At 45.9% G+C, this 24,699-nt stretch carries 22 protein-coding genes; 8 read left to right on the forward strand and 14 right to left on the reverse strand.

The features are described from left to right. Positions 1-106 precede the first annotated feature (106 nt). The gene (gene rhlB, locus AABA75_RS20630; protein WP_338294624.1) at positions 107-1,354 is read left to right on the forward strand and encodes an ATP-dependent RNA helicase RhlB; all 1,248 of its coding nucleotides are present in this window, start codon (positions 107-109) and stop codon (positions 1,352-1,354) included. 18 nt (positions 1,355-1,372) lie between these two features. Beyond that, on the forward strand, positions 1,373-2,842 hold the full coding sequence (locus AABA75_RS20635; protein ID WP_338294625.1) for a guanosine-5'-triphosphate,3'-diphosphate pyrophosphatase: 1,470 nt from the start codon (positions 1,373-1,375) through the stop codon (positions 2,840-2,842). 16 nt (positions 2,843-2,858) lie between these two features. Here AABA75_RS20635 and hemB read toward each other — a convergent pair whose 3' ends face one another. From hemB to tatA, 6 genes are read right to left on the reverse strand one after another with little or no spacing between them, the layout of a single operon-like run. Continuing rightward, positions 2,859-3,857, reverse strand: a complete 999-nt coding sequence (gene hemB / locus AABA75_RS20640; RefSeq protein WP_338294626.1) for a porphobilinogen synthase — start codon at positions 3,855-3,857, stop codon at positions 2,859-2,861. 28 nt (positions 3,858-3,885) lie between these two features. Beyond that, positions 3,886-4,665: a TatD family hydrolase gene (locus AABA75_RS20645; RefSeq protein WP_338294897.1), complete on the reverse strand. Its 780-nt coding sequence runs from the start codon at positions 4,663-4,665 to the stop codon at positions 3,886-3,888. An 18-nt stretch (positions 4,666-4,683) separates the two neighbouring features. Continuing rightward, on the reverse strand, positions 4,684-5,220 hold the full coding sequence (locus tag AABA75_RS20650) for a hypothetical protein (protein WP_338294627.1): 537 nt from the start codon (positions 5,218-5,220) through the stop codon (positions 4,684-4,686). Position 5,221: 1 nt separating this feature from the next. Further along, a complete protein-coding gene (gene tatC / locus AABA75_RS20655; RefSeq protein WP_338294628.1) occupies positions 5,222-5,980 on the reverse strand; it encodes a twin-arginine translocase subunit TatC in 759 nt (252 codons plus the stop codon). Between the two features lie 3 nt (positions 5,981-5,983). Further along, positions 5,984-6,289 carry a Sec-independent protein translocase protein TatB gene (gene tatB / locus AABA75_RS20660; RefSeq protein WP_338294629.1) on the reverse strand — a complete coding sequence of 102 codons (306 nt, stop codon included), beginning with the start codon at positions 6,287-6,289 and terminating at the stop codon, positions 5,984-5,986. Positions 6,290-6,304: 15 nt separating this feature from the next. Next, a complete protein-coding gene (gene tatA / locus AABA75_RS20665; protein ID WP_338294630.1) occupies positions 6,305-6,541 on the reverse strand; it encodes a Sec-independent protein translocase subunit TatA in 237 nt (78 codons plus the stop codon). 212 nt (positions 6,542-6,753) lie between these two features. Between tatA and AABA75_RS20670 the strand changes: the two genes are divergently transcribed. After that, entirely contained in the window at positions 6,754-7,677 is a 924-nt protein-coding gene (locus AABA75_RS20670; RefSeq protein WP_338294631.1) for a hypothetical protein, read from the forward strand. A 97-nt stretch (positions 7,678-7,774) separates the two neighbouring features. Here the strand turns inward: AABA75_RS20670 and AABA75_RS20675 are convergent, their stop codons facing one another. Continuing rightward, the gene (locus AABA75_RS20675; protein ID WP_338294632.1) at positions 7,775-9,415 is read right to left on the reverse strand and encodes a S8 family serine peptidase; all 1,641 of its coding nucleotides are present in this window, start codon (positions 9,413-9,415) and stop codon (positions 7,775-7,777) included. 569 nt (positions 9,416-9,984) lie between these two features. Here AABA75_RS20675 and AABA75_RS20680 point away from each other — a divergent pair. Beyond that, complete coding sequence (locus AABA75_RS20680; RefSeq protein ID WP_338294633.1) at positions 9,985-11,661, forward strand: helix-turn-helix domain-containing protein; 1,677 nt, start codon at positions 9,985-9,987, stop codon at positions 11,659-11,661. Here AABA75_RS20680 and ubiB read toward each other — a convergent pair whose 3' ends face one another. Genes ubiB through ubiE form a run of 3 tightly spaced genes read right to left on the reverse strand, consistent with a single transcriptional unit; the run spans position 11,662 to position 14,719 of the window. Next, positions 11,662-13,296 (reverse strand): ubiquinone biosynthesis regulatory protein kinase UbiB, encoded by a 1,635-nt coding sequence (ubiB, locus tag AABA75_RS20685; RefSeq protein ID WP_338294634.1) that lies wholly within the window; start codon positions 13,294-13,296, stop codon positions 11,662-11,664. Positions 13,297-13,307: 11 nt separating this feature from the next. Next, the gene (locus tag AABA75_RS20690; protein ID WP_338294635.1) at positions 13,308-13,946 is read right to left on the reverse strand and encodes a ubiquinone biosynthesis accessory factor UbiJ; all 639 of its coding nucleotides are present in this window, start codon (positions 13,944-13,946) and stop codon (positions 13,308-13,310) included. Then, positions 13,946-14,719: a bifunctional demethylmenaquinone methyltransferase/2-methoxy-6-polyprenyl-1,4-benzoquinol methylase UbiE gene (ubiE, locus tag AABA75_RS20695; RefSeq protein ID WP_338294636.1), complete on the reverse strand. Its 774-nt coding sequence runs from the start codon at positions 14,717-14,719 to the stop codon at positions 13,946-13,948. The genes AABA75_RS20690 and ubiE overlap by 1 nt, the downstream gene beginning before the upstream one ends. Before the next feature lie 191 nt (positions 14,720-14,910). Here ubiE and AABA75_RS20700 point away from each other — a divergent pair, with 191 nt between their 5' ends. The 3 genes from AABA75_RS20700 to AABA75_RS20710 all read left to right on the forward strand — a co-directional run bounded on the left by AABA75_RS20700 (position 14,911) and on the right by AABA75_RS20710 (position 18,982). Continuing rightward, entirely contained in the window at positions 14,911-16,032 is a 1,122-nt protein-coding gene (locus tag AABA75_RS20700) for a response regulator transcription factor (protein WP_338294637.1), read from the forward strand. 154 nt (positions 16,033-16,186) lie between these two features. Beyond that, the gene (locus AABA75_RS20705; protein ID WP_338294638.1) at positions 16,187-16,810 is read left to right on the forward strand and encodes a TorF family putative porin; all 624 of its coding nucleotides are present in this window, start codon (positions 16,187-16,189) and stop codon (positions 16,808-16,810) included. Between the two features lie 30 nt (positions 16,811-16,840). After that, positions 16,841-18,982 carry a methyl-accepting chemotaxis protein gene (locus AABA75_RS20710; RefSeq protein WP_338294639.1) on the forward strand — a complete coding sequence of 714 codons (2,142 nt, stop codon included), beginning with the start codon at positions 16,841-16,843 and terminating at the stop codon, positions 18,980-18,982. Between the two features lie 12 nt (positions 18,983-18,994). Here AABA75_RS20710 and AABA75_RS20715 read toward each other — a convergent pair whose 3' ends face one another. Then, on the reverse strand, positions 18,995-19,819 hold the full coding sequence (locus AABA75_RS20715) for a hypothetical protein (protein WP_338294640.1): 825 nt from the start codon (positions 19,817-19,819) through the stop codon (positions 18,995-18,997). Between the two features lie 211 nt (positions 19,820-20,030). After that, entirely contained in the window at positions 20,031-20,522 is a 492-nt protein-coding gene (locus AABA75_RS20720; protein WP_338294641.1) for a tetratricopeptide repeat protein, read from the reverse strand. 213 nt (positions 20,523-20,735) lie between these two features. On the opposite strand from AABA75_RS20720, the gene AABA75_RS20725 reads away from it, so the two are divergent. Further along, the gene (locus tag AABA75_RS20725; RefSeq protein ID WP_338294642.1) at positions 20,736-21,881 is read left to right on the forward strand and encodes an AraC family transcriptional regulator; all 1,146 of its coding nucleotides are present in this window, start codon (positions 20,736-20,738) and stop codon (positions 21,879-21,881) included. Positions 21,882-21,903: 22 nt separating this feature from the next. On the opposite strand, the gene AABA75_RS20730 is transcribed toward AABA75_RS20725, so the two are convergent. Together AABA75_RS20730 and prlC are read right to left on the reverse strand one after the other, a co-directional pair. Beyond that, positions 21,904-22,602: a DNA-3-methyladenine glycosylase I gene (locus AABA75_RS20730; RefSeq protein WP_338294643.1), complete on the reverse strand. Its 699-nt coding sequence runs from the start codon at positions 22,600-22,602 to the stop codon at positions 21,904-21,906. Positions 22,603-22,623: 21 nt separating this feature from the next. Further along, complete coding sequence (gene prlC, locus AABA75_RS20735; protein ID WP_338294644.1) at positions 22,624-24,660, reverse strand: oligopeptidase A; 2,037 nt, start codon at positions 24,658-24,660, stop codon at positions 22,624-22,626. Positions 24,661-24,699 lie beyond the last annotated feature (39 nt).

Raw genomic sequence — 24,699 nt, forward strand, 5'->3', positions numbered from 1 at the left:
TAAACTCTCCACGTTAGGCTTGTGGTTTCGAATGTGATACGAAACCAATGTTGCGCTATTTTTATAGCAACTGGATTAATATGCAAGGGTTGATAAGCAATAAGCTATGCAAACAACACATTTAACAGAGACCCACTTTTCGGATCTAAACATTCACCCCAAGATTCTTGAGGCACTTCAGGCAGCCAGTTTTGAACACTGCACCCCAATCCAGGCGCTGGCTCTACCCCAGTCGCTAAACGGCCAAGATGTTGCTGGACAGGCTCAAACGGGCACGGGTAAGACCATTGCGTTTTTGGTGGCCACCTTTAATTATCTGCTCACTCATGAGAAGGATAAAACCGGGCAACCACGCGCTATCATTATGGCTCCTACGCGTGAATTAGCGGTTCAGATCCACAAAGATGCAGAAATAATCGCGAAACATACTGATATCTCCCTTGGTCTCATTTATGGGGGCGAAGGTTACCAAAGCCAACAAGAAACACTGCAAAAAGGCGTAGATATCGTTATCGGCACTACGGGCCGTATAATCGATTATTACAAACAGCAGGTATTCAGCCTGGCGAACATTCAGGTGGCGGTATTAGATGAAGCCGACCGGATGTTTGATCTCGGTTTTATCAAGGACATTCGCTTTTTATTCCGTCGTATGCCGCCTGCGGTAAATCGTTTGAGCATGTTATTTTCAGCGACACTGTCTTTCCGCGTTCAGGAATTGGCCTACGAGCATATGGACAACCCGGTGCACGTGCAAGTAGAGCCGGAACAGCGCACTGCCAGCCGTATCGTGGAAGAACTGTTTTATCCTTCCGACAGCGACAAGATGAAGCTGTTGCTGACTCTGTTGGAAGAAGACTGGCCTGAGAAAGCCATTGTATTCGCGAATACTAAACACACCTGTGAGCTGGTAACCGATTGGTTGAATGCCGACAAACACCGAGCAGGTCTGTTAAGTGGCGACGTGCCACAGAAAAAGCGTTTGAATATTCTGGAAGATTTTGACAAAGGTCATCTGGATATTCTGGTAGCCACGGACGTAGCAGCCCGTGGACTGCATATAGACAAAGTATCTCACGTATATAACTACGACTTACCCGATGACGCCGAAGACTATGTACACCGCATTGGCCGAACCGGACGAGCCGGGAAAAGTGGCCACGCCATTAGTTTCGCTTGTGAGAAATACGCACTGAATTTGCCCGCTATCGAGACCTATATTGGCCATACGATTCCGGTAACTGATTATTTCCACGATGTTTTGCTTGATGATGTTACCCCTCCCAGAAGGACTCAGCGCAAACGAGTACATCGCGATAAACGCAACAATCAAAAGCGCCATAACAACAGGTAGCGTGTATTTAAGACATCGATGACCCAGACTTTGCTTGCCAACACCTATGCCGCCGTGGATCTCGGATCCAATAGTTTCCATTTATTAGTAGTAGAGGAAACATCAAACGGTATTCGCATTCGCAATCGAGTGAAGCAAAAAGTCAGACTGGCATCAGGTCTGGATGACAATAACCTGTTAGATGCTGCAAGTATGCAAAGGGGCTGGGATTGCCTGGCCATCTTTGCCCAACAGCTACAGTACATACCGAAAAGCAATATCATTGTGGTAGCTACCGCAACCCTCCGCTTGGCAACCAACCGAAATGAATTTGTCGCTAAAGGCGAACAACTACTTGGGCACACTATTCGCATTATCAGCGGCGAAGAAGAAGCTGCCTATATCTTCAGCGGTGTTACCAGCGACCAAAAAAGTAATCGTAATTCGTTAGTCATAGATATTGGCGGTGCCAGTACCGAGTTAGGCTGGGGCAAGGGTAATCAACCCAGCCTGCTGCATAGCTTAAATATGGGCTGCGTCACCTGGACCAATCGCTGGTTTGCTGATGAGCAGCTTAACGAAGACAACTTTCGCAATGCCGTCAATGCCGCCAAAGAAGTGATTAAACCGGTACTGTCTGAGTTTGCTGATCTAAAAGTGCACGATTGCCTGGGCGCGTCTGGCACCCCGCAAGCCATAGTAGAGATACTGACTGCACAAAACCTGCCAGCCACTATCACTCTGCCCTTTTTGCAGCAATTGGCGCAATCTTGCTGTTCAGCTTGGCATCTGGATAATTTAAAGATAACAGGATTACAAGAGAGTCGACGTGCCATATTCCCGGCAGGGCTAGCCATTTTAATAGCACTGTTTGAATCACTGGATATCCAACAGATGCATCTCGCCCAAGGCGCACTGCGAGAAGGAGTATTAGCGGAGGTACTGCCAACGCCTTTTAATCGCTCTCAGGAAAAAGTATTAGCATTACTGCGCATAGATGAAAATCAAGCACACAGGGTATATCGCTGTTGCCAGCAAATTCTGGCCAATTGCCAGCCAGAACCGCAACTTAACGCCATGCTAAAAAAAGTGTTGCAGAATGCCTGTCTGTTACACGAAGCCGGTCAGATGATAAGCTTTAAGAACCACCAACAACACGCCCGGTATCTGCTACAACACACCAATATGTCGTGGCTAAACTTTGAAGAAAAACAGCTGATTTCAAGAGTGGTCAGTTCCAATCCTTCTGCCACCCACTCTGAAACTCTACATCCACAATACAACGAACAACAATTGAACTTATTAATCCGCACTTTGCGCCTGGCCGTTATTCTGTGCAGTCAACGCATTGATCAGCGCTTTGCCGTGCCGGATATCGAGATCAGTGACAATTTGTGGCAACTGCGCTTTAGCGAAAACTATCTGGCTAATAACCCGTTGTTACGCCATTTATTAAACGAAGAGCAGCAAAGTATTAAGTCGGTAAACTGGCTGCTCAGCTTCGATTAGAATAGTTTTTCATCGTTCAGGGCTTAAGAAGCTGAGCCGCTTCTTTGGCGAAATAAGTCAAAATACCATCGGCGCCCGCGCGCTTAAATGCCAGTAGTGACTCTAGAATAGTCGCCTCTCTGGCCAACCAACCATTGGCGAAGGCCGCCTGATGCATGGCAAACTCGCCGCTCACTTGATAGGCAAACGTAGGTACCGCCAGTTCAGACTTACAGCGTCTGACGATATCTAGATAAGGCATACCCGGTTTCACCATGACCATGTCGGCGCCTTCCTGAATATCCAAGGTAATTTCTCTGATGGCTTCATCAGAATTTGCCGGGTCCATCTGATAGCTCTTCTTATCAGCACCTTTTAAATTAGCCGCTGAACCCACTGCATCGCGAAACGGACCATAATAATGAGACGCGTACTTAGCTGAATAAGCCATAATACAGGTGTTGATATGACCTGCCTGCTCCAATGCCCCTCTTATGGCGCCAATGCGGCCATCCATCATATCTGAAGGCGCCACCACATCCGCGCCCGCTTCGGCATGAGACAAGGCTTGTTTTACCAATACTTCTACGGTTTCATCATTGAGCACGTAACCTGAAGCATCAATCAAACCATCCTGACCATGGCTGGTAAAGGGATCCAGTGCCACGTCGGTGATCACCCCGAGTTCGGGAAACTGTGCTTTCACCGCTCTAACCGCGCGTTGCGCCAGTCCATCTGCATCATAAGCCGCCTCGGCATTATCACTTTTTGCCGACTGCGGGGTTACCGGAAATAACGCAATTGCCGGTATACCATGCGCTACCAGTGTTTCACATTCCTGCAAGAGCAAATCCACTGACAAACGTTCAATACCTGGCATAGAGGGTACTGCTTCTTTCTGATTTTTGCCTTCCAGCACAAACATCGGATAGATAAGATCTTTCACCGATAATTGATTTTCAGACATCAAATCTCGGCTAAATTGCTGGCGTCGCATACGGCGCATTCTGGCGGCGGGAAAAAGGGGAAAAGTCACTTTAAAGATCTCCGTTCAGGTTCGAATATCACCGCAATTTAAGGCCAAACAAACGCGCAGCATTGGCGCTACTGACCTCAGCGATGGTTGCCACTGAAACTTGTTTAATTTCAGCTATCGTCTCGGCGATATGGGGTAAATAACAAGGTTCATTGCGTCGGATTTTTCCGGGTAAGGTTTTAGGAGTTAAGTAAGGTGCATCCGTTTCGATCAGCAATTTGTCTAACGGTAGATGAACCAGCGCTTCACGCAGGGATTCACCGCGCTTTGGATCACATAACCAACCAGTGACACCAATATATAAACCCAGCGATAAATAGCCCTGCATTTGCTCAGTGGTACCGGTAAAGCAGTGAGCCACCCCTCTGAGATTATTAACCCCAGACAGGATTTCCATCTGGCTATCCCAGGCGTCTCGCTCGTGTAAAAACAAAGGTAATTCCAGCTCACTAGCTAAAGCAATTTGTTGTTTAAACACAGCGATTTGTGCTTCAGCAGGGGAAAAATTGCGATTAAAATCGAGGCCACATTCACCAATCGCCTTTACCCCGGGCTGACTGGCTAATTGTCGCAAAATGTCGATATATGAAGCCGACACTTGTGCGGCATCATGGGGATGTACTCCGGCAGTAGACCAACAATAATCCGGATACTGTTGGCATATTTCCAGTGCAGCTTGGCTTTCCCGCTCAGAAGTACCCGTGATGAGCAAACCTGCAACGCCCGAATCACAGGCGCGCTGAATCACCTCATCAAGATCGTCATTGAATCGGTTATTGGTTAAATTGACGCCGATATCAAACAGCAGAGCGAGTCCCTTTTGCGATTAGCTTTTGCGTTTTACGCGGATATTCTGATTGTTTCCTTGCTTCGAGAGATAAAACGCTCCCAGTAAGCCTCGACTAATCACAATACTATCACCCACTGACAAACTCATACGCTCAGAATCAGTCTGACGCCAAACCTGGCCATCTTGTAAGGTAATAATCAGCTTGCCGTGTGGATTCTTTTCTATCTTACCCACTACAGATCGCAGTTCAGAGGCTTCAGCACTTTTTCTTTCGGCTAACTGCTGTTCCAAACCAAAGCTATTTTGTGGTGCCGTTTGCACTTCATTATTCACTGCATTGCGTCGCGCGTCAGGAGAAGCCACCACAACCGGACGATTGGCGTAAAACTCAGCCAGCTCCGAGTCTTCCAAATTGTTAGCGCGCTGTGCTAATTGGTCATAACAAACAAGACGCTTCACTGAGTTACTCACCGAACGGCATTTTTCCATGGCCTGCGCCAACGTTTCTGCTTGTACACTGACACTAACTAGCTGGGTAACCGCAGCAAATAAGGCTATTAAGGTAAATTTCATTTTATTTCGCTATCCTTTTTTCTTCTTCGTCTGCCTCAGAGTCTTCTCTGTTGCTGGCGTATAGACCACCGATCATGACACCAAGTTCAAATAAAAGCCACATTGGCAGTGCCAACAGGGTTTGGGAAATGGGATCTGGCGGAGTCATTAACATGCCCACCACAAAAACACCTACTATTACGTAAGGGCGCTTCTCTCGTAAACTATCGGCACTAGTAAAGCCCGTCCAGCACAACAGAATAATGGCTATCGGGATCTGAAAAGAAACCCCAAAGGCAAAAAACAGCTTCAATACAAAATTCAGGTAGCTGTTAATGTCGGTACTGATCACCACCCCTTCAGGTGCGACACCAATAAAAAACGGAAACGCCAGTGGGAAAATAACGAAATAGGAAAAGGCGATACCAGCATAAAACAAAAACGTACTGGCCAGCATCAGAGGGGCCACCAGCTTTTTCTCGTTTTTATAAAGTCCCGGCGCCACAAACGCCCAAACTTGATAAAGGACATAAGGTATGGCAATGAAGAACGACAGTACCAGAGTTAATTTAAAAGGGGCAAAAAATGGACTGGCCACATCCGTGGCGATCATTTGCGCGCCTTCTGGCATGGCATTTATCAGGGGCTGCGACATCAGCGCATACAAATCCTGAGCAAAATATGCCAGCCCTAAAAATATCAAAAGTACGCTAAGTACCGCCTTAAGCAGACGATTGCGCAACTCCACCAGGTGGTCAATAAGGGTAACAGCGTCAGACATTTTTTATTGAGGATCTTTTCGATATGGTTGGTTAACCGACTCAGCCGCAGCTTTCAGTTCGTCAACACTTTCCTGGAGTTCTGGAGACAGATTTTTTAGCTGCTGTTCTTCAGCTTTTTTCAGGTTCTCATGCAATTCATGGATACGCACTTGCTGCTCAATCTCTTGACGAAAACCATTAGCCACATTTTTGATATTGCGGATAGTACGACTGGTTGAGCGAATCGCTCCGGGTAACCTTTCCGGGCCCAGCACTAAGAGCGCAATTACGCCGATAACTAACAGTTCCCAAAAGCCAATATCAAACATGCGCCATTAACCTGATTATTCAGCGTTTTGCTTTTCTTTGCTCTGCGTGGTTTGTTGCTGATTGCTTTGATCTTGCACGCCTTGCGGCTCTTTAAAGTCTGCATCGGCTTTGTTTTCATCCGTTACAGCGCTTTTGAAGCCTTTCACCGCAGAACCCAAATCAGACCCCAACGAGCGAAGCTTTTTAGTTCCGAATAACAACACGATAATGGCGAAAATTATCAGCAATTGCCAAATACTGATGCCACCCATAACGACTCTCCTTAAAATTTTCCTGTAGTATACCCGTTCCGCTAAATACAGGGAACAAAGTATTTTTTATTAGCTGGTTCACACTCTTAGCAACAATTAGGGTTTGCTGATCTCAGTGTTTTTAGACCACACTTAGATAACACCAGTATGACAATAACCTACGTCATTATCATACAAATCAATGCTAGATAGACAGAGGAAGGTTAACCAGATTGTTGCAAAACATTACCATTTTCATGATTGTCGGCATGTTATGTGCGCCAGTAACCTTAGCTGAAGAAGAGCAGCAACCTTGGTTGGACTCATTGCATGACAGTGTGACCGGTTCGGTAAACAGCACGGCAGTTTGGTTAGATGATTTCTTCGCAGACGAAAACTTTAACATCGATGAACTGCCCAATGGCGGAGCAAGGATCAGTTTAGGCTGGGAACCTCGCAGCCGCGACATTATGGAGTTTGAAACGAAAATTCGGGTTAAATTTAATCTGCCCAACCTGGAAAATCAGGTGGATATCGTATTCAGTGACTTTGACGAAGATCTTGAGCGTGCCCCCGTTAAAGCGGCACAAAATGAAGTACTGTCCACTCAAAATCGCTTCAATCTGGCCTTGAAATGGACCCACCCGCAATCAAAAGACAGTGTCTGGTCGCATCGTATCGGTGTCGGTCGTAAAGCGCAGCCATATGCTCGCACACGCTATGCCGCGCGCGGTGAATTCAGCGAATCTCAGCGTTATCGTTGGGAGATCTCAGGCTATTTTTACAGTCAGGAAGGCTTGGGCAGTCATTTTGGTGTGCAATTGGAGCAAGATTTGGCCGACTTTTCGGTAATGCGCCTGGATAACAATTTCTTCTTCAGAGATGAAACTAACGATTGGTTATGGCAACACAATCTCTATGCGATGCAACAGCTTTCCGACTCCTCAGCATTGATCACAGGTATTTATCTGGAAGGGTTGAGTCAACCAAACTACCGTATCGAGGAATATCTGATCAGCAGTCGTTGGCGCAAAAATGCTTTGAGGGAGTGGCTGTATTTTGAATTAGAGCCTTTTATTTTGTGGCGAAGGGATGAGAGCTTCAGTGCTTCTTATGGCATTGCACTGAGGGTAGAGGGCTTTTTTGGCGACTATTAACGCCAAGGTAACGAAAAAAGCACCGGAATAGTCCTTTCCGGTGCTTGCACTAGTTAGCTTCCCAACACATAAAAGAAGCTAATCAAACCATGGGCTATTACTCGTAGCTATATGACATAGTTACACCGCTATATGCTCTGTAACCGCGAATACTAACGTGCCAGGTGCCTGACGCAGGGTTGTTGAAGGTACAGGTTTCGTTGTTGCCCGAGGTATAAGGGCGACAATCGTAGGTGCTAGTAGTCGGATCAGCTCCATAACGCATGTACAAGTCTGCATCGCCAGAACCACCTGAAATGCTAACCGACATAGTAGTAACACCTGCTGGGATTTCCCAAGTATAACGGTCCCATGCATTGCGCGACCCACTCAGATTAGAGATAGAGCCGTTTACCGGATCGACATTACCGCCGCCGCCACCATTTCCACCACCATTACCATCACCGGCACAACCATAAGTATTTAGATAGTTGTAGGCGTCTTCCGATTGCACTATGCCATAACCGTATTGAGTATCACGGCCAGCTGAACCTTTGTCCTTCGCGGTAGCTTGTAATGCAGAGCGGATTTCATCGGCGCTACACTGAGGGAAGAAGCTCCACACCAAAGCGGCAACACCAACAACATGAGGCGTCGCCATTGAAGTACCACTCAGGGTCGCATACGAGTTAGTGGGATAAGTGGAATAAACCGAGGAGCCAGGACCTGCCAGTTCTACCTGACTATTATACTGAGAGTAGCTGGCGCGGCTTTCACTGGAAGTTACCGCGGCCACGGATACCACCGCATCGTAAGAGGCAGGGTATGAAAAGCTACTATTACCATCGTTACCTGCTGCTGCAATCAACAGGATATCCTGGTCTGCGAAGTTCTGCATGGCATTCGACTCTGCTGTAGAAGAACTACCGCCACCCAAACTCATGTTTACAACATTTGCACCCGCGTCGGCACATTGCTGAATACCAGTGATGAGGTCAGAAGCAAATGTCCAGCTTCCTGAGTCATTGAATATTTTAACTGCATGAATATCTACACCCGGATAAACACCAACCACACCTTCGTTATTTGCCAACGCCGCGATTGTGCCAGCAACGTGGGTACCATGACCATTACCGTCATTATACCAATTACCTACACTACCGTTGTTCGCATCACCAGAAGCGCCATTATTTTGATCCGGCAAATCTGGATGACCGAGATTATAACCAGTATCAATAACACAAACTTTTCTGGCACTAAGATTATTCTGGAATAGCTGGTCAGCTTGCACCATGGGAATGCCATAAGGCGTGGTTTGTGCCATCAAATGACGTTTAGGATCTTCCTCTGCAGTAGCTACACTGTGATGGTTGGCTACCGTATTAAAGGTTTTCTTATCCATGTTCACCACCATCATATTGTGGCTTTCAATGGCTTTAATAGGTGTCGCTCCTAAACTACGCAGGTGTTCATTGGCCAGTCGTACATCCAGTTTACCTTGGCGGTCAAACAGTGAAACGCCGCCATTTAGCTTTATTGATTCAGCATCTCCCATTACCGCATCATCTTTGAAAATGACAATGTAACGCTGTTGCATTTCCGCCAACATAGGCGCCTGGTTTGCCTGAACCTGTGTTTCCACTGCTGATCTAACTGGCGCTTTAGCAGATTCAGTTTCTGCTGCAAAGACTGCACTGGCAAACAGAGAAACAGACGAAAAGCCTAAGCCTAGTACGACCTTATTGAATTTATGAGACATTGATATTGTTCCTGTCGTTCATTGAGGGCTTATTCACTGCCTGCTTGATACAAAACTAAGTGATAAGCGCTCGAGTTATTGGATTTAAATTCCCGAACCAACAAGGAGCCTCAATCTAGCGTTGAGTGATCTGATGGTTCGCAACACGCTTCTCCTGTTTTGTAAAAAGCCCTGTGGTTCACAGAACTTTGTCACAAACTTCAAAGCGAGCATTTTATTTACCCAACAAACTACTTAATTGAATGACAATAAACACCCCCAAACAACTGGTAAGACCTCATGCTGAAATTTAAATTTCCATTTTAACACTCTGTTTTTATTGATTTTTACGATGTCACTTTGAATATCTAATGGCCGACAAAAAAATAATTAGTGCGATACAGTAATCCTTTCATTTGTAAACAATTGAATACGGCTTCGTTAAAAAATGTAACTTGAATTGTTCGGCCTTTTATTGTTTTATTTATCAGAGGGTATATTTTTTACCTCTTCAAGGGGGATGCTTTTCATTTGAATAATCGCGATAACAAGGAGAGAAAACAAAATCTATTTATGAGGGTAGCGACCCAATGACAGGTATTACATCATTAAGTCCATCTTTGGAGTGTTTGCTTGTTTTGCTATTAGGCTGTGCTGTCGTTTTGACATACGCCATCATGACTCAGATAAAGTTAAAAGCAGAAAAATATAAATTCATTCAGTGTCATGCCAAACAAAGTAGCTTACATCACATCCTCTCGGAACAAGAGGTGCGCATCCGGGATCTCACCAGAGAGAACAAACAACTGGAGGAGACGCGACACCAGTTTTTCGCCTCAATCTCGCAAGATTTGAGTAATTCCATTGGTGTGATTAAAAACCACTACATGGAATGGTTCCAACAAACAAAAATCGAGACTGATTTGCTTGAAAAAGCCATTGCAACAGAGTCCAGCATTCACAAAATTGAGCAATTAGTTCAACACGCCCATCACGCCGGTCTATCATCTGATATTGAGACTTGCGCTCAAACCGCAAAGCAATGTTCCTTAATACAGGCACTAACAACGCTGTTGCGTCAGCTGTCCCAACAAGATGGGCGTGGTCGTGCTCGCTTGTCATCCCAAAACGACGTGGACTACATCCTGCCTGTGGAGGAGCAAGCCCTGTTACTATACCTCTCTTTTTACTACAATTTAGTGGCGCAACAAACGCCGTCTCATCGTCGATTAACATGGCAGTTGGCTGAACAGCAAGGTAAGTTAGTCGTATCGCTCCATTGTGAGGACAACTTACCCTTTCCCGTGGAGATATCCAACCCGGAAAAACATCCGGAGTATTTTCTCGCCGCCCACTTTGCTCAAAAACTACAAGCCCAAACTCGCATTGGCCAACAATTAGCGCCTCCCTGTCTAATGGAGCTTGTACTCGGCAGTTTTAAGAAGACCACCCTGAGCTCTCATAGTGATAGGGATGATCTCTCACCTCAAGTATTTTTCGACCTGTTTCAGGAGCCCGTATTAAACAAAGCCGGTCCAGAAACAAATAGTCCAAAGTGTTTAATTCTGGATCCCTGTCCCGAAGTTCAGATGAGCCTGACCCAAACCCTGAGTTGTCACTTCAACTGTATCGGCATGTTTTGCCTGGTTTCGGGCATCAAGAAAGTATTGGAGTGGCAACCCGATGTGCTAATTTTAGATCCGGTACAAGGCTCAGAAAACGGCTTTGATTTATTGTCTGAGTTGGCCAAATCAATAGACTTACACACACTATCCATTATTGTTTTAACGGCACAAGACACCACCAAAAACAGGCTTAGGGCACTGGACCTGGATATCCAAGTATTTTTTAAAAAACCGTTTGATAATGCTATTTTACTTGAAAGCGCAAAACGACTTCACCATGCCAAAAGAGCGCAAACACTGCGCCAGGAAATACAAGAAAACGTCTCATTTCAACCCTCACGAGACGCCGTCTTTTTAGCTCAACTTAACAGGCTGTTGGAAACCGAAATTGCTAATCCAGATTTTCGATTTGAAGACTATTTTGAACAATTTTCATTGTCTAAACGACAGTTCTTTCGTCGTGTAAACAACCTCACCAGGTGCACGCCAAAACAGTACCTTATTCAGAAAAGGCTGGAACTGGCCAAACACCTATTTGCAAGAGGCTGTTTAATTCAGGATGTGACGCAACGTTGCGGCTTCAAAAAGCCCGAGGCATTGCTCAAAGTGTATCAGGCGCACTTTGGAGAAGAGCCTGTTTGATCAAAAATCGTAAAGCTTATAAACCGTTTTAACCCAGCAGCCAACCCCAATGGCGGCACAGATTGCCGCCCCCCATAACGGTAACTGATAAAGGGGCAAAAGCACGCCGACCAGAATAAAGGTTCCTCCGCCCACAGCATAGATAATGCTTTTGGTATTTTCCTTCTGTCGCAATAACTGCTGCTCATGCCAAAGCTGTTGCTTTTGAGGCAAACGCTTCATCTGCTTCAGACTGTCAAATATCAACTCTGGTATTTCAGGCAGTTTTTCACTCCAGAAAGGCAAATTGCTTTTTACCTTACCCATCATTGTAGACCAGCCAACCTGCTCCTTCATCCAGTTTTCCAGGAAAGGTTTTGCGGTTTGCCATAAATCCAATTGCGGATAGAGCTGCCTGCCTAAGCCCTCCACGTATAACAAGGTTTTTTGCAGTAACACCAGTTGTGGTTGCACTACCATGTCAAAGCGGCGCGCAGTATTAAACAATTGCAGTAATACCTGGCCAAAGGAAATCTCAGCCAAGGGCTTATGAAATATCGGCTCACACACTGACCGAATGGCCATTTCGAAATCATCGATGTTAGTGGTAGCTGGTACCCAGCCCGAATCCACATGCAACTCAGCCACCTTGCGATAATCGGAATTGAAAAAAGCCACAAAATTTTCCGCCAGATAACGTTTGTCTTCGCGATTCAGGGTGCCCACAATGCCAAAATCTATGGCAATGTATTGCGGCGACTGCGGATTTTCACGGGAGACAAAAATATTTCCTGGATGCATGTCGGCATGAAAAAAGCTGTCTCGAAATACCTGAGTGAAAAAGATATTTACGCCCCTTTCTGCCAATAATTTCAAATCAGTATTATTGCCATTTAGTTCGGCAACATTAGCTACAGGGATCCCTGAAATACGCTCCATCACCAGCACATTACTGCGACAGTAATCGAGATAAATCTTGGGCACATATAATTCGGAGGAATTCTCAAAGTTATTGCGCAACCGATTGCCGTTGGCGGCTTCTCGAGACAAATCCAACTCATCCAATATGGTTTTGCGGTATTCCTCCACCACTTCCACCGGTCTAAGTCGTCTGCCGTCGGGAAGTGCTCGTTGCGCCACCTTGGCCAAAATACGCATCAACTCAATATCGGCATCAATGGTGGTTTTAATATCTGGGCGTGTGACTTTTATCACCACCTGCTGACCGTTGGTTTCTAATACGGCGCTGTGCACCTGGGCGATAGACGCCGATGCTAAGGGCTGCAGCTGAAAATCGTCAAACAATGCATCGATAGCGGATAACTTCAAGGCCTGCTCTATCATGGCTTTGGCGTTTTCACCGTCGAATGGAGTCACCTTATCCTGCAGTAACGCTAATTCATCTGCCAGTTCAGCATCTAGCAAATCACGCCGGGTTGACAGCATTTGACCGAATTTGATGAATACCGGCCCGAGGGACTCCAGCGCCAACTTCAAGCGCTGCCCTTGTGTTTTTTCAGGATAGCGATTGCGTAACCAAAACAAACTCATGCGCACCAGTGAAAAATACCAAGGCCTGAATTTTTTAGGAATGAGTTCATCTAACCCATATCGGAGTAAAACTGAAACTATGGTGTAGATTCTGATAATTCGCACCGTAAATCCTGTTATTTAGCGAGCTCAATGAGGCGTGAAAGACGCGATTCGAGTTGTTGTGTGCGCTGCTGCACAGCACTTACCTGGCCACAAAAATCATCCACTGCAGCTTCAGTGGCGGCAATGTTTTTCTCTTCTAGTGCGGCATCACGCAAGGTGGTCTCCGTTCGTTGCAGAAAACCCAAAAAGTGTTTTTTCAGACGCTGCGCCGCCTGAGATAGCTCATGAGCCACGACATCGCCGGTATATTTTGCAAGTTGCTCTTCCCAATCAATCTCGACACTTTTTAAAACGTGACTAAATTGCTGAGCCACCTGAATATCGCCCAACAAATTTAACTTGTCCTGTTTAATCAGTTGAGTGATGTTAGCCACATCTTTTAACTCTGGCAGAGTGAATAAACTGGTAGCAAGCAAACAATCAATGTCATCAGGGAGCTTATTGGCTTGTTCGGGTGTCATTTTGGCGACACTGAGCACATCTACTGAAGATGAAAACACAAACAGTAAGTCATAGTGCAGTTCAGACAAAGACACCTGTAATCGCTTACCGTGCAATTTAGCCAGTTTATTGGGAGCTGCATCGTCCATAGTCAGCAATTTATTGATTGCTGACTCAAGAACCGAGGACAATAATTGCGCCGCAGGCATCAGAACTTGAATCCACGGTGCAAGGCGACTATGCCACCGGTCAGGTTATGATAAGTAACCTGCTCAAAGCCAGCACCGTGCATCATACCTTTAAGGGTTTCCTGGTCCGGATGCATGCGGATGGATTCGGCAAGATATTGATAGCTGTCAGCATCGTTAGCCACCATTTTCCCCATAGCAGGAAGAATGTTAAACGAATACCAATCGTATAATTTCCCAAATTGTTCATTCTCTGGTTTGGAAAACTCCAAAACTAGTAGACGGCCACCGGGCTTTAATACTCTGAAAATAGACGCCAGGGCAGCATCTTTATCTGTAACATTGCGCAAGCCAAAGGCAATGGTAACGATATCGAAGTAGTTATCCGGGAAGGGCAAACACTCAGCATTGGCCTGAACGGTCTCAACATTGCCCACAATACCCATATCTCTTAACTTATCGCGGCCAACTTTTAACATAGAGCCATTGATATCGGCTAGCACCACCTTGCCTGACTCTCCCACCAGACGGGAAAACTTAGCTGTTAGATCACCGGTTCCACCAGCCAGGTCCAGGACTCGTTGGCCACTGCGTACGCCACTGCAATCAATGGTAAATCGCTTCCACAAGCGATGCACTCCCATCGACATGAGATCGTTCATCATATCGTACTTAGCCGCCACCGAATGAAATACGTCGGCCACCAGATTTACCTTTTCCTGTTTATCTACCTGCTTATAGCCAAAGTGAGTAGTTTCTGAGGTGTTGGACTGATTTTCAGTGTGTTGCGTCACGACTTTCCCTTATAACTAGTTATTGCGCTTATAAAACAGCCGCAGTTTACCAGAGAATTGCCTGGTTGCGCAGGCAATTAAACTTGTGTAGAAAATACTACACAATGTAAGACTAAGGTATAGTTGTAAAAAAGCTCGGTTGAACCACAATAACAGATTGCCAAGCTGAGCATTTGTGACAAGAGAGAAACATGTCCAACGCAAGAATTTGCATCGTTGAACCCGATGAAATCGGTCAAGATTTGCTGGCAGGAATGCTGGAAGATGATTATCAAGTAGAGGTATTTTCTGATGGACGGGAAATGCTGGCTACCCTCAGTCCAGACATGCCAACGTTGGTTATCCTGGAGACCTTACTTCCCGGCCCAACGGGTTATGAAATCTGCGAAGCGATAGAAAACGACTATAGCCACTGTGTTACTTACACCATCTTTCTGCCTGCCAAAACCTCCGTAGAAGAGCGCATCCGAGGAATGGAAGCAGGTGCCGATGATTACATTAACAAGCCTTATGACATGGTCGAGATCTCGGCCAAAGTCCGCTCGGCAATGGACATACTCAATGCCAAATCCGGATTAAAACAGCAACTGGATTACGCCAGCCAAACCGCCTTTCAGGCCATGTCTGCACAAAGCGAAATGGGTATCATCATGAAAGGGGTTCAAGGGGTAATAGAAGCCAATACCTTTGCCGAATTATCCACGGCTATCTTCGCCTGTATGGCAGAATTCTCTCTCAAAGCCACCTTGTATTATGAGATGTCGGACGAGCCTGTATTTGAAGCTTCCAAAGGACGTGTCAGCACCCCAATGGAACAACAAATTATCAGCGTTGTGCGTAAGACGGAGCGCATCTGGACCAAAGGTCAGCGTTGTATATTTACCTTTGGTGATACTTCACTACTTATCCTCAACATGCCTGAAGACGAGGAAAAAACGGGGCGCCTGAGAGATAGTTTGTGTTTCCTGATGGAAGCATATGATGTGAAAACCGATGCGTTGAATAAGCAACAAGCTCTGGTGGATGCAGAAAACTGGCAACAATCAGTGAAAGATATCACCACCCTACTGGCGAAAGCTTCCGATGATTTGCAACACAGTGTGGACGGCAGCGCTAACACCATTCGCGCCATGATGTCGGACCTTGATATGTTGCTGCCAAGCCTCGGCCTTGAAGAAGACCAGGAAGCGCGCATTCACCATATCGTCGATACCTCCTCGGAGGCCTTCAATACTTCATTAGCCAAAACCGAGCGCACCAGTGAAGTGTTCAGCACGGTGATGAGCAAACTGAAACAAATGCAAGAAAACTAATCCAACACTGCACCTTAAACTTATTTGCGCAAAAATGCGGCAATTATTCCAGCGTTGCTATACTAATTAGAAAATCACTAGCAAGGCTGGATTATTGATGCTCAACCGTTCAATTATTTTTTTGCTGCTCTTCATCTCATTTAATAGCGTTGCCATGGAACGCTCAGCGACTATCACGCTTGCCTCAGACTACTTATTTAACGGTATAACCCAAACCGACGAAGGTCCGGCATTACAAGGCAGTATTGATTTCTCTCTGGAGTCAGGTGTCTATTTTGGTAGTTGGGCCTCTAATGTAGATTTTGGTGATGACACCAATCTGGAAGTGGATTTTTATGGCGGCTATTACGGTGAATTCGAAAACGGCGGATGGTACGACGTATCACTGCTGTATTACAGCTATCACGGTGGTAGCGGTAGTGATGATAGCAACTATTTTGAAGTCGCTGCAGCGATGGGAACAGACAACCTTGAAGTGAAAGTCTGGTATGCGCCTGATTACGCTGGCACCGGGGCTCGACATATTATCACCGCTTTGAGCTATAGCTACCCCGTTACCGAAAACGCTTCGCTGGTCGTTGCAGTTGACCGTTCCGAAAGCCTGGATTACGAGGAGTTTGAATGGGAGCCGGGTGATGAAAGTTACATCCATTGGCGCATTGGCTCAGAATTTAGCCTGAGTGGTTTCGATGCCAGTATCACCCTGGAAGGTACCGACCTTGATACCTATGGCGATACCCGTTTGCTCGCTACCATAAGCAAAACCTTCAGCTTTTAGTCCCTCTGATAACGCCATCGGGAGAAGAGAATGTCTGTCACCAAAGTCAGCCTTGTAGTCAAACTCGTGGCCGTAGTCGGTACACTACTTTTTGCTCTAGCACTCATCCTCATGTTAGTAAGTTACTACTCACTGATAAACACAGAGAAAAAAATTGTTGAGCAGGTAAATAGCGAGCTTACCGAACAAATTGAGACCACGATCGCCGCAAGGGCTTCGCAGCAAGCGGCGGAAATTGCCATGGCGATTGAAAAAGCCTATACCTTCCCCAGAATCCTCGGTGAACAAATAGAACAGAGCATCGCAACACCAAATTCATCATTAAAACTAACACGCGATCAAGTAGAGCACATAACCTCCGGCTTATTGCGCTTTAGCCCGACCTCTTCCATCTATGCGCAGTTTGAAAAAGACAAGTTCGATGGCCGCAGTGCAGAATTTCTGAGTGGTTTCGAGCACTCCGTTGAAGGCAATGGTAGCTTTGAAGTTTATTTTGTGCGCAACCCCGACAATTCCATAACTCAGGAAGTGATCGAAGATGCTGAAGAAAAATTTGATGCCACCCTCGATGAATTTGGATTCCGGGCTGCAGAATGGTTTTTATGCGCAAAAGATACGCAAAAGCCCTGCATTATCAATCCTTACAAGTACGAGATACGGCCGGGTTACGAAGAGCTCATGACCAGCCTCACTTATCCTGTTGTGGCTAACGGAAGCTTCAGAGGTGTCGTAGGTGTTGATTTGAATTTACCCATATTGCAGCAATCAGCAGAAACGTTAAAGCAGTCCTTGTATCAAGGTCACTCAACCGTCTATGTGATCAGTCAGGACAATATCATCGCCGCAGCGACCGAGGCACCGGACAAACTCGCGAGGCCGTTCAAAGAAGCCTTCAGGGACCCGCTAACGAGCGAACGCATTCTCTCATTGGGTACTGACAAAGGCTCGTTAATCATTGATGACATGATGTATGTAACACGGGACATTCCACTGACAACCCCCAATACTCAGTGGAAAATGGTCATAGGCGTAGACGTTAACAAAGCGCTTGCACCTGCACAGCGGGTCAGCAGTACGATTTCCGACAACATCAATTCGTTAATGGCATCGCTGATAACTGTTGCCGTGATATTAACCTTAGTCGCTTTAGCCCTTGTTCATTTGTTTACCCGCAGCATTGTCTCGCCAGTAAAACTCATTGCTGACAAGATGACCGAATTGGCTGGTCAAGGCGGCGATCTCACCCAAGATATCACTGTTCAATCTCACGCCGAACTGGTGCAACTATCTGACGCCTTCAACTTATTTAGAGAGAAAGTAAGGGAACTATTAGATCAGGCTAAAATGGCTTGTGAGCAAGTTCTGGATGGTAGTAAAACCACACGGGAGCAAGCCCAACAAACTAACGCCCAAATACAGGTACAACTCACTGAAGTGGACAGTGTCGTGACTGCCATTACAGAGATGTCTGAGGCAGCCAAGGAAGTGGCTCGCACGGCGGCGGATGCCGCTAATAATGCCGACAAAGCCAATGATAGCGTCAAACAAACTGAAGAACAGGTATCTCTGTCTACACAAAGTGCTAGTGAACTTTCTCAGGAAATGTCGGAGGCCTCAATAGCGGTCAAAGCGGTCTCTTCTCGCAGCCTGGATATCAAAAAAATTCTCGATGTTATTGGCGCAATCGCAGAGCAAACCAATTTGCTAGCTCTCAATGCGGCGATAGAAGCGGCAAGAGCAGGAGAACACGGTAGAGGTTTCAGCGTGGTTGCAGACGAAGTTCGGGCATTGGCCTCCAAAACTGCAGACTCAGTGAGTGAAATTGCTAGCGTCATTGATGCCTTACAAGGGGAAGTGAACTCCACAGTAAATATTATTGAAAAGGGCAATGAGCAGGCCGGACTCGCTTCTGAACGCTCTAAGGAAGCTTTTGCCAAAATGCAGGAAACTGCTGAGCAGATATCGGAAATCAGTAACCGCATGATGCAAATGGCCACCGCTGCTGAAGAACAGAGTGCTGTAAGCGCTGAACTCAACCGCAATATGGTCATTATAGGAGATGCCACTAAAGAGGTGTCTTCCTTATCTCAGGCATCAGAACAGAGTTCCCGTGCCATCGATGAAGCCATTAAGAGACTGTACAATTTGCTAAGTAAACTGAAAACCCATTGACGGCCATCCCCTCTAAGGCACCAGCCATAGATGCTTGTCTTGAGGTAAATGTGCTTTGGAAACCAACGGGTTTTCAAGCTCAAAGATAATTTTGTTGCTAAACCCACCCAACTTGAGAAAGCTTTGATACTCGCCGCTGGCGTTAAAGACCTCATCGAACAGGCCATTTTGGATAATGTTTTTAAGGCCTTCTTCGAGCCGCTTAGCCAGGATGTCATGCTGCTTACAAACGAAAAAATAAATGGGCGCAGGGTAATACAACAAAATATGAGTGTCACTTAACAGTGGTTTCTCTGCATGCATCGTCAACTCTTCACCTATTTCTGCCACACTGCGAGGAAAATAATCTATTCGCTTCTGCACCAAAAGATCAAACAAGCCGTGATAGTTATTTACCCCTTGCACGTTAAAACCATTGTGTTTGAGTATTCCGGTATCGGGCCAGTCGTGTCCCTGGCCCGCCAGAAATTGCTGTAGCTGTTCAAGGGAATCAATATCAGCAAACAGTGGTTTGCTGTCGACATGAACCATCAAAGCACGATAACCGTACAACCCTTTGTATAATGGTATTCGTATCGGTCGCATTTGCTCTTCCCGGAGGGAGGTGGTCATATGCCATTGAATATCAAAATCACAGGACTGCGCCATATTGTCGATAGCGCGACTTTGATTCATGGGGGTTGCAAATTGACTTAGCTTCCAGGCGCCATATTGCGCTTCAGTGCTTGCCAATGCTCCCTCAAGCAACTGCAAAAAGTAATCATTTTTAAAAGCGTATTTCCCGGAAGCACCAAAATACTGAATCGATTGCGACTTGAAAGGATTAGCACTAGCCACCGAATAGCTGAAAAGACACAACAATATCAGCCCGAGGCGTGAACAAGTCAGAAAAGTTTGTAGCATGGTGAGAAGGTGAGTAGAGAATCGCGGATGCTCTGCAGAATAACAAATTTGAGTCACTTTTCCTTTATAAAATACGCATTATTAAGTATCAAACCTCATAATTACGACCTGATTGCTACAGCCTTGTAGCAATCAGGTAAATTTATCACTCGGCGACCTGCACTGCAGATTTTACAGTCGTGCCTGACAGTAATTGTTGCTGCATCCGTAGTTTATTTTGCAATTCAATTGCCAGCTTATCTTGCGGCTCCAAAACCAATACACGAGTAACGTATTGTTGTGCCATCTCAGGCTCCCGAGAAAAGTGGAACTGCGCCAATGCCAACAGACTGGCCGCTTGCTTGCCATTTAACGCCACTGCGCGCTCAAAACTGTGTTTTGCCTTATTTAATTCTCCGCTGCGAACCTGTAGTACTGCCAGGTTATGCAAGGCGATAGCTTTGTTTTTGCGAGTTGTGCGTTTGTTTTTAATCACTTTTAAACAAGCACTGTCTGACGGCAGCACACTTTTCGCTAAGGTATCCTTATAACAATGATCGATGTATCTGTTTAGCGTGCTTAGCGGTGTAGCGCTTGCCTCAAATACACTAAAAAATGATAAAAGCATTAAACTTGTTGTTGCCATTATTTTGGTCATGATGACTCTCCGGGTAGGGGTTAAACTCAACATCGACCTTAAGCAAGACGGATACTAAATACGTCCCCACAGGCGCAATTGACGCCATCTGAACGTTCGTCTAACCGCATTGCGCGCAGTTGAACGTCCATTTAACACAAATCACAGAGAAGCGATTGACTAGCCGGGTAAAGATGGCAAACATGGTGTCATGCTTTTAATCCGGATATCACCATGCCAGCGCAAGAACACTTCGTTTTCGCTCATATTTTGAATTTGTATGACGCCATGCAGCTCATGACCACATTATTAGCATTTTTGTTAGCTACTCCGCTTTTATTAAAACGAGACAGGCAGCCCGGTGACTATTTTCTGGCCTTATTTTTAGTGGTACAAGGGCTGTCGCTATTTAAAAATCTGATGTATTACAACGCCATTATTGGCCCGCATACGCTGGCGTTTTTACATCCTTTCGAACCTTTACCTAAAATTCTGTTACCTGCTTTCCAGGGGCTGATCTTGCTCTGGTATGTCAGAGCCATGATGGGTAAACCGCTGGAAATCGGCTCTATGCTCACTTGGGTTGGTTTGGGCTGTGCCGGATTTTTCTGCATCATCAGTGTTGCGGCTTATCAACTGCCGCCAGCATTTACCTACATAGCCAATGCTTGCCACTGGGCTGTATCCCTGTTTTCGGTATTTACCGGGATCTACGCCATTAAACTGATGAACGAGCACGATGAATCTCTGCCCCATCGCTTCTCCAGTATTGAAAGACACAATTTAAAATGGTTGCGCTGGATCGCCAGCGGTTTTGTCTTCGTGTGGAGTATGCATTTGGGCGCCAGTATTTCAGGGTTAATTGGTTGGAAGGAAGGCGCCCACTATATTGGTATTATCAGCAATGTACCGCCTTTATTTTTAATGGCCATCATGGTGGTTTACAGTCAAACCCACGCTATAAGCGCCAGTAACGCGATACAAGAACAGAAACAAGATTCAGAAATGGAACCTTCGGTTAACCCCAAACAGGCTGAGCAACTCAATGATTTGATGATTCGCGTGAAAGTTTACCAGGATCCAGAATTACGCCTGGAGGGATTGGCGGACAGCATGGATATATCGCCACGCACTCTGTCGTCTTTGCTCAACAAGCATTTCAAGAAAAATTTTTATGACTTTGTGAATGATTTCAGAGTCCGAGATGCGCAAGACCAACTTGTTAACCCACTAAACCAGGGCAAAACCATTCAACGCATATTTGAGGACGCGGGTTTTAACAGTAAAACCACCTTTAACACTCTGTTCAAGAAGCACACCGGTTATACGCCCTCGGAGTTTCGCAAAAGAGCCAGCAGCAAAATCCCAAAAACAGTCTGATTTAGTGTCTGATGGCCTTTAATTACTGCACCCCAATATGATTATCGCCGACACTCATAGAAACCACTTTGCTGATTTCCTGGAGCGAGCGTCCGGACTCAGCTCGCCATTGATTGAAGGTTTCCTGAAATGCATTGAGACTTTTCTTGGAAGTGGATAAACCTGAAATTAAGTCTCGCGCTTTAAAGTAGCCCTCCACATCTTTGCTCAGTAAAAAAGTATCCTTACCCAAAGCTCTGAGTGCATAAGGGCCAGTATTACCACCGAGCCTTGCGCCATTTTTTTTCAAATACTGCCAAAGACCGATAATATTGTCCTCAGGCCAATCTGCCACAAATTGTGCAAATGAACCTTGCTCTGAGCGCACGGCATCTATCATCAAGGCATTATCTCGAATACTTTTAACTTTGGTGAAGTTGCGAATAATCTCCGGGTTACCAGCTTTTTTCTCCAGCATTTCATCAGGCATCAACAATACTTTAGCGATATCAAAACCGAAAAAGCACTGTTCAAAGGCCGGCCACTTTTGTTCCACCACTCGCCAGACAAAGCCCGATTGAAACACTTTTTTAGTAAATTCTGCCAGGAAGCGATCATCCGCCATTTGCGCCAGTTGCGTTGTATTGAGTGGGGCAGATAGCAGTTGCTCTAACTGCGCACCTCCCCCTTTTCGCTCTGCGGCTCGTGCATATATCGCATCAAATGTTTCTGCTGTCATCATCACTTACCTGGTTGGAACAAATTAAGCAGCAATACCAGAATGACGCAATAGCGCATCGATTTCCGGCTCTCTACCTCGGAATGCTTTAAACAAATCCATCGGCTCACGACTACCGCCCATTTCCAGAATATTATGCAAAAATGAACGACCGGTATCTGCATTAAAAATACCTTCTTCCTCAAAGCGCGAGAAGGCGTCGGAGGACAATACTTCGGCCCACTTATAACTGTAGTAACCCGCCGCATATCCACCAGCAAAAATGTGACTAAAGCTATTTTGGAATCGATTAAACGCCGGCGGCATGACCACCGATACCCGCTGCCTGACATCGTTAATGAAGTCCTGAACCTTTAGTCCCGGCTGATATTGTTCATGTAGGCCAAAGTCAAATAACGAGAATTCCAACTGCCTGACCATCTGCATTGCAGACTGGAAATTGCGGGCTGCCAATAATTTGTCCAACATCGCTTGAGGCAAAGGCTCGCCGGTTTCGTAATGACCAGAAATAAATGCCAATGCCTGCTCTTCCCAACACCAGTTTTCCAGAAACTGACTAGGCAGCTCTACAGCATCCCAAGCTACTCCTCGGATTCCAGAAACACCTGACTCATTAACCTTGGTTAGCATGTGATGAATGCCATGACCGAACTCGTGAAACAGGGTGATCACTTCGTCGTGAGTGAATAGTGCAGGCTTATCTCCTACCGGACCATTAAAGTTACACACCAGATAAGCGACCGGGCGTTGCAAAGAGCCATCGGATCGCACCCAACGGGAGCGACATTCGTCCATCCAGGCACCACCGCGTTTTTTAGCTCGAGCGTATAAGTCTAGATAAAAGCTACCGCGATGCTCTCCTTGTGCGTCGACGATATCAAAAAAACGCACATCTTTATGCCAAGTTTCGATATCTGTGCGTTCACTAACCTCAATATTGTACAAGCGTTTTACCACCTCGAATAAACCACTGATAACGCGATTTTCAGGAAAGTAAGGCCGCAACATCTCATCCGAAATAGCATACTTTTGCTGCTTCAGTTTCTCTGCGTAAAAAGACAAATCCCAAGCTTGCAAATCCGCCGCTCCAAACTCTTGCTCAGCAAAATCTCGAATTTCTTGTAGCTCTGCCGTTGCTTGAGGTTTGGACTTGTCTGCCAGGTCTTGTAAAAAGCCCTGCACCTGTTCAGGAGACTCAGCCATTTTGGTGGCTAGCGAATAATGGGCATAACTTGGAAAATCCAATAATTTAGCAAGCTCCTGACGCAACCCCAGCGTTTCAACTATGATGTCGGTATTGTCAAATTCTCCGCCGTTGGGCCCCACCTCCGAAGCGCGGGTTGCAAAGGCGCGGTACATTTCTTCGCGCAAAGAGCGATTCTCTGCGTACGTCATGATGGGTAGGTAACTGGGGAAATCCAAGGTAAACAACCAGCCCTCCAGTTCCTTTTCTTTTGCCGCTTGAGCCGCCGCATCCTTAGCGGAATCAGGAAGCCCCGCCAGTTCAGACTCATCAGTTATATGTTTGGTAAATGCCAAGGTGGCATCCATCACATTGTTGCTGAACTTTGAAGACAACTCTGACAGGCGCGCCTGAATTTCAGCGTAACGCTTTTTGTCTTCATCACCCAAGGCCACACCAGATAATTTGAAGTCCAGAAGAGCGTCATTGACAACTTTTTGTTGTGCCTCATTTAAGGTACTGAATTGCGCCGACTGCGCAATTTGTCTGTATGCCTCATACAAGCCAGCATGCTGACCTAGCCAGGTGTAATATTCAGATAACAAGGGAAGACAACTATCATGAGCCTCTCGCAATGCGTCACTGCTAACCACACTATTCATGTGAGAAACTGGAGACCAGTATTTACTTAACCGATCACTGACTTCATCAATCGGCAATACAAAATTTTCCCAAGTGTAATTGGCTTGCTTTAACCGTTCTTCAATAACCTGCTTGCAATCAGCAATGCCTCGTTTGACATTCTCTTGAATGGTTTCTGGGGTGAACTTTGAAAACAAGGGTAAACCCAATTCAGATTCATATTGCGAAAAAGACATAGAGCACTCTTTTAATAGTTAGATAGCTTGATAGTGAGG

This window comes from Planctobacterium marinum (assembly GCF_036322805.1).
Taxonomy (GTDB): Bacteria; Pseudomonadota; Gammaproteobacteria; order Enterobacterales; family Alteromonadaceae; genus Planctobacterium; species Planctobacterium marinum_A.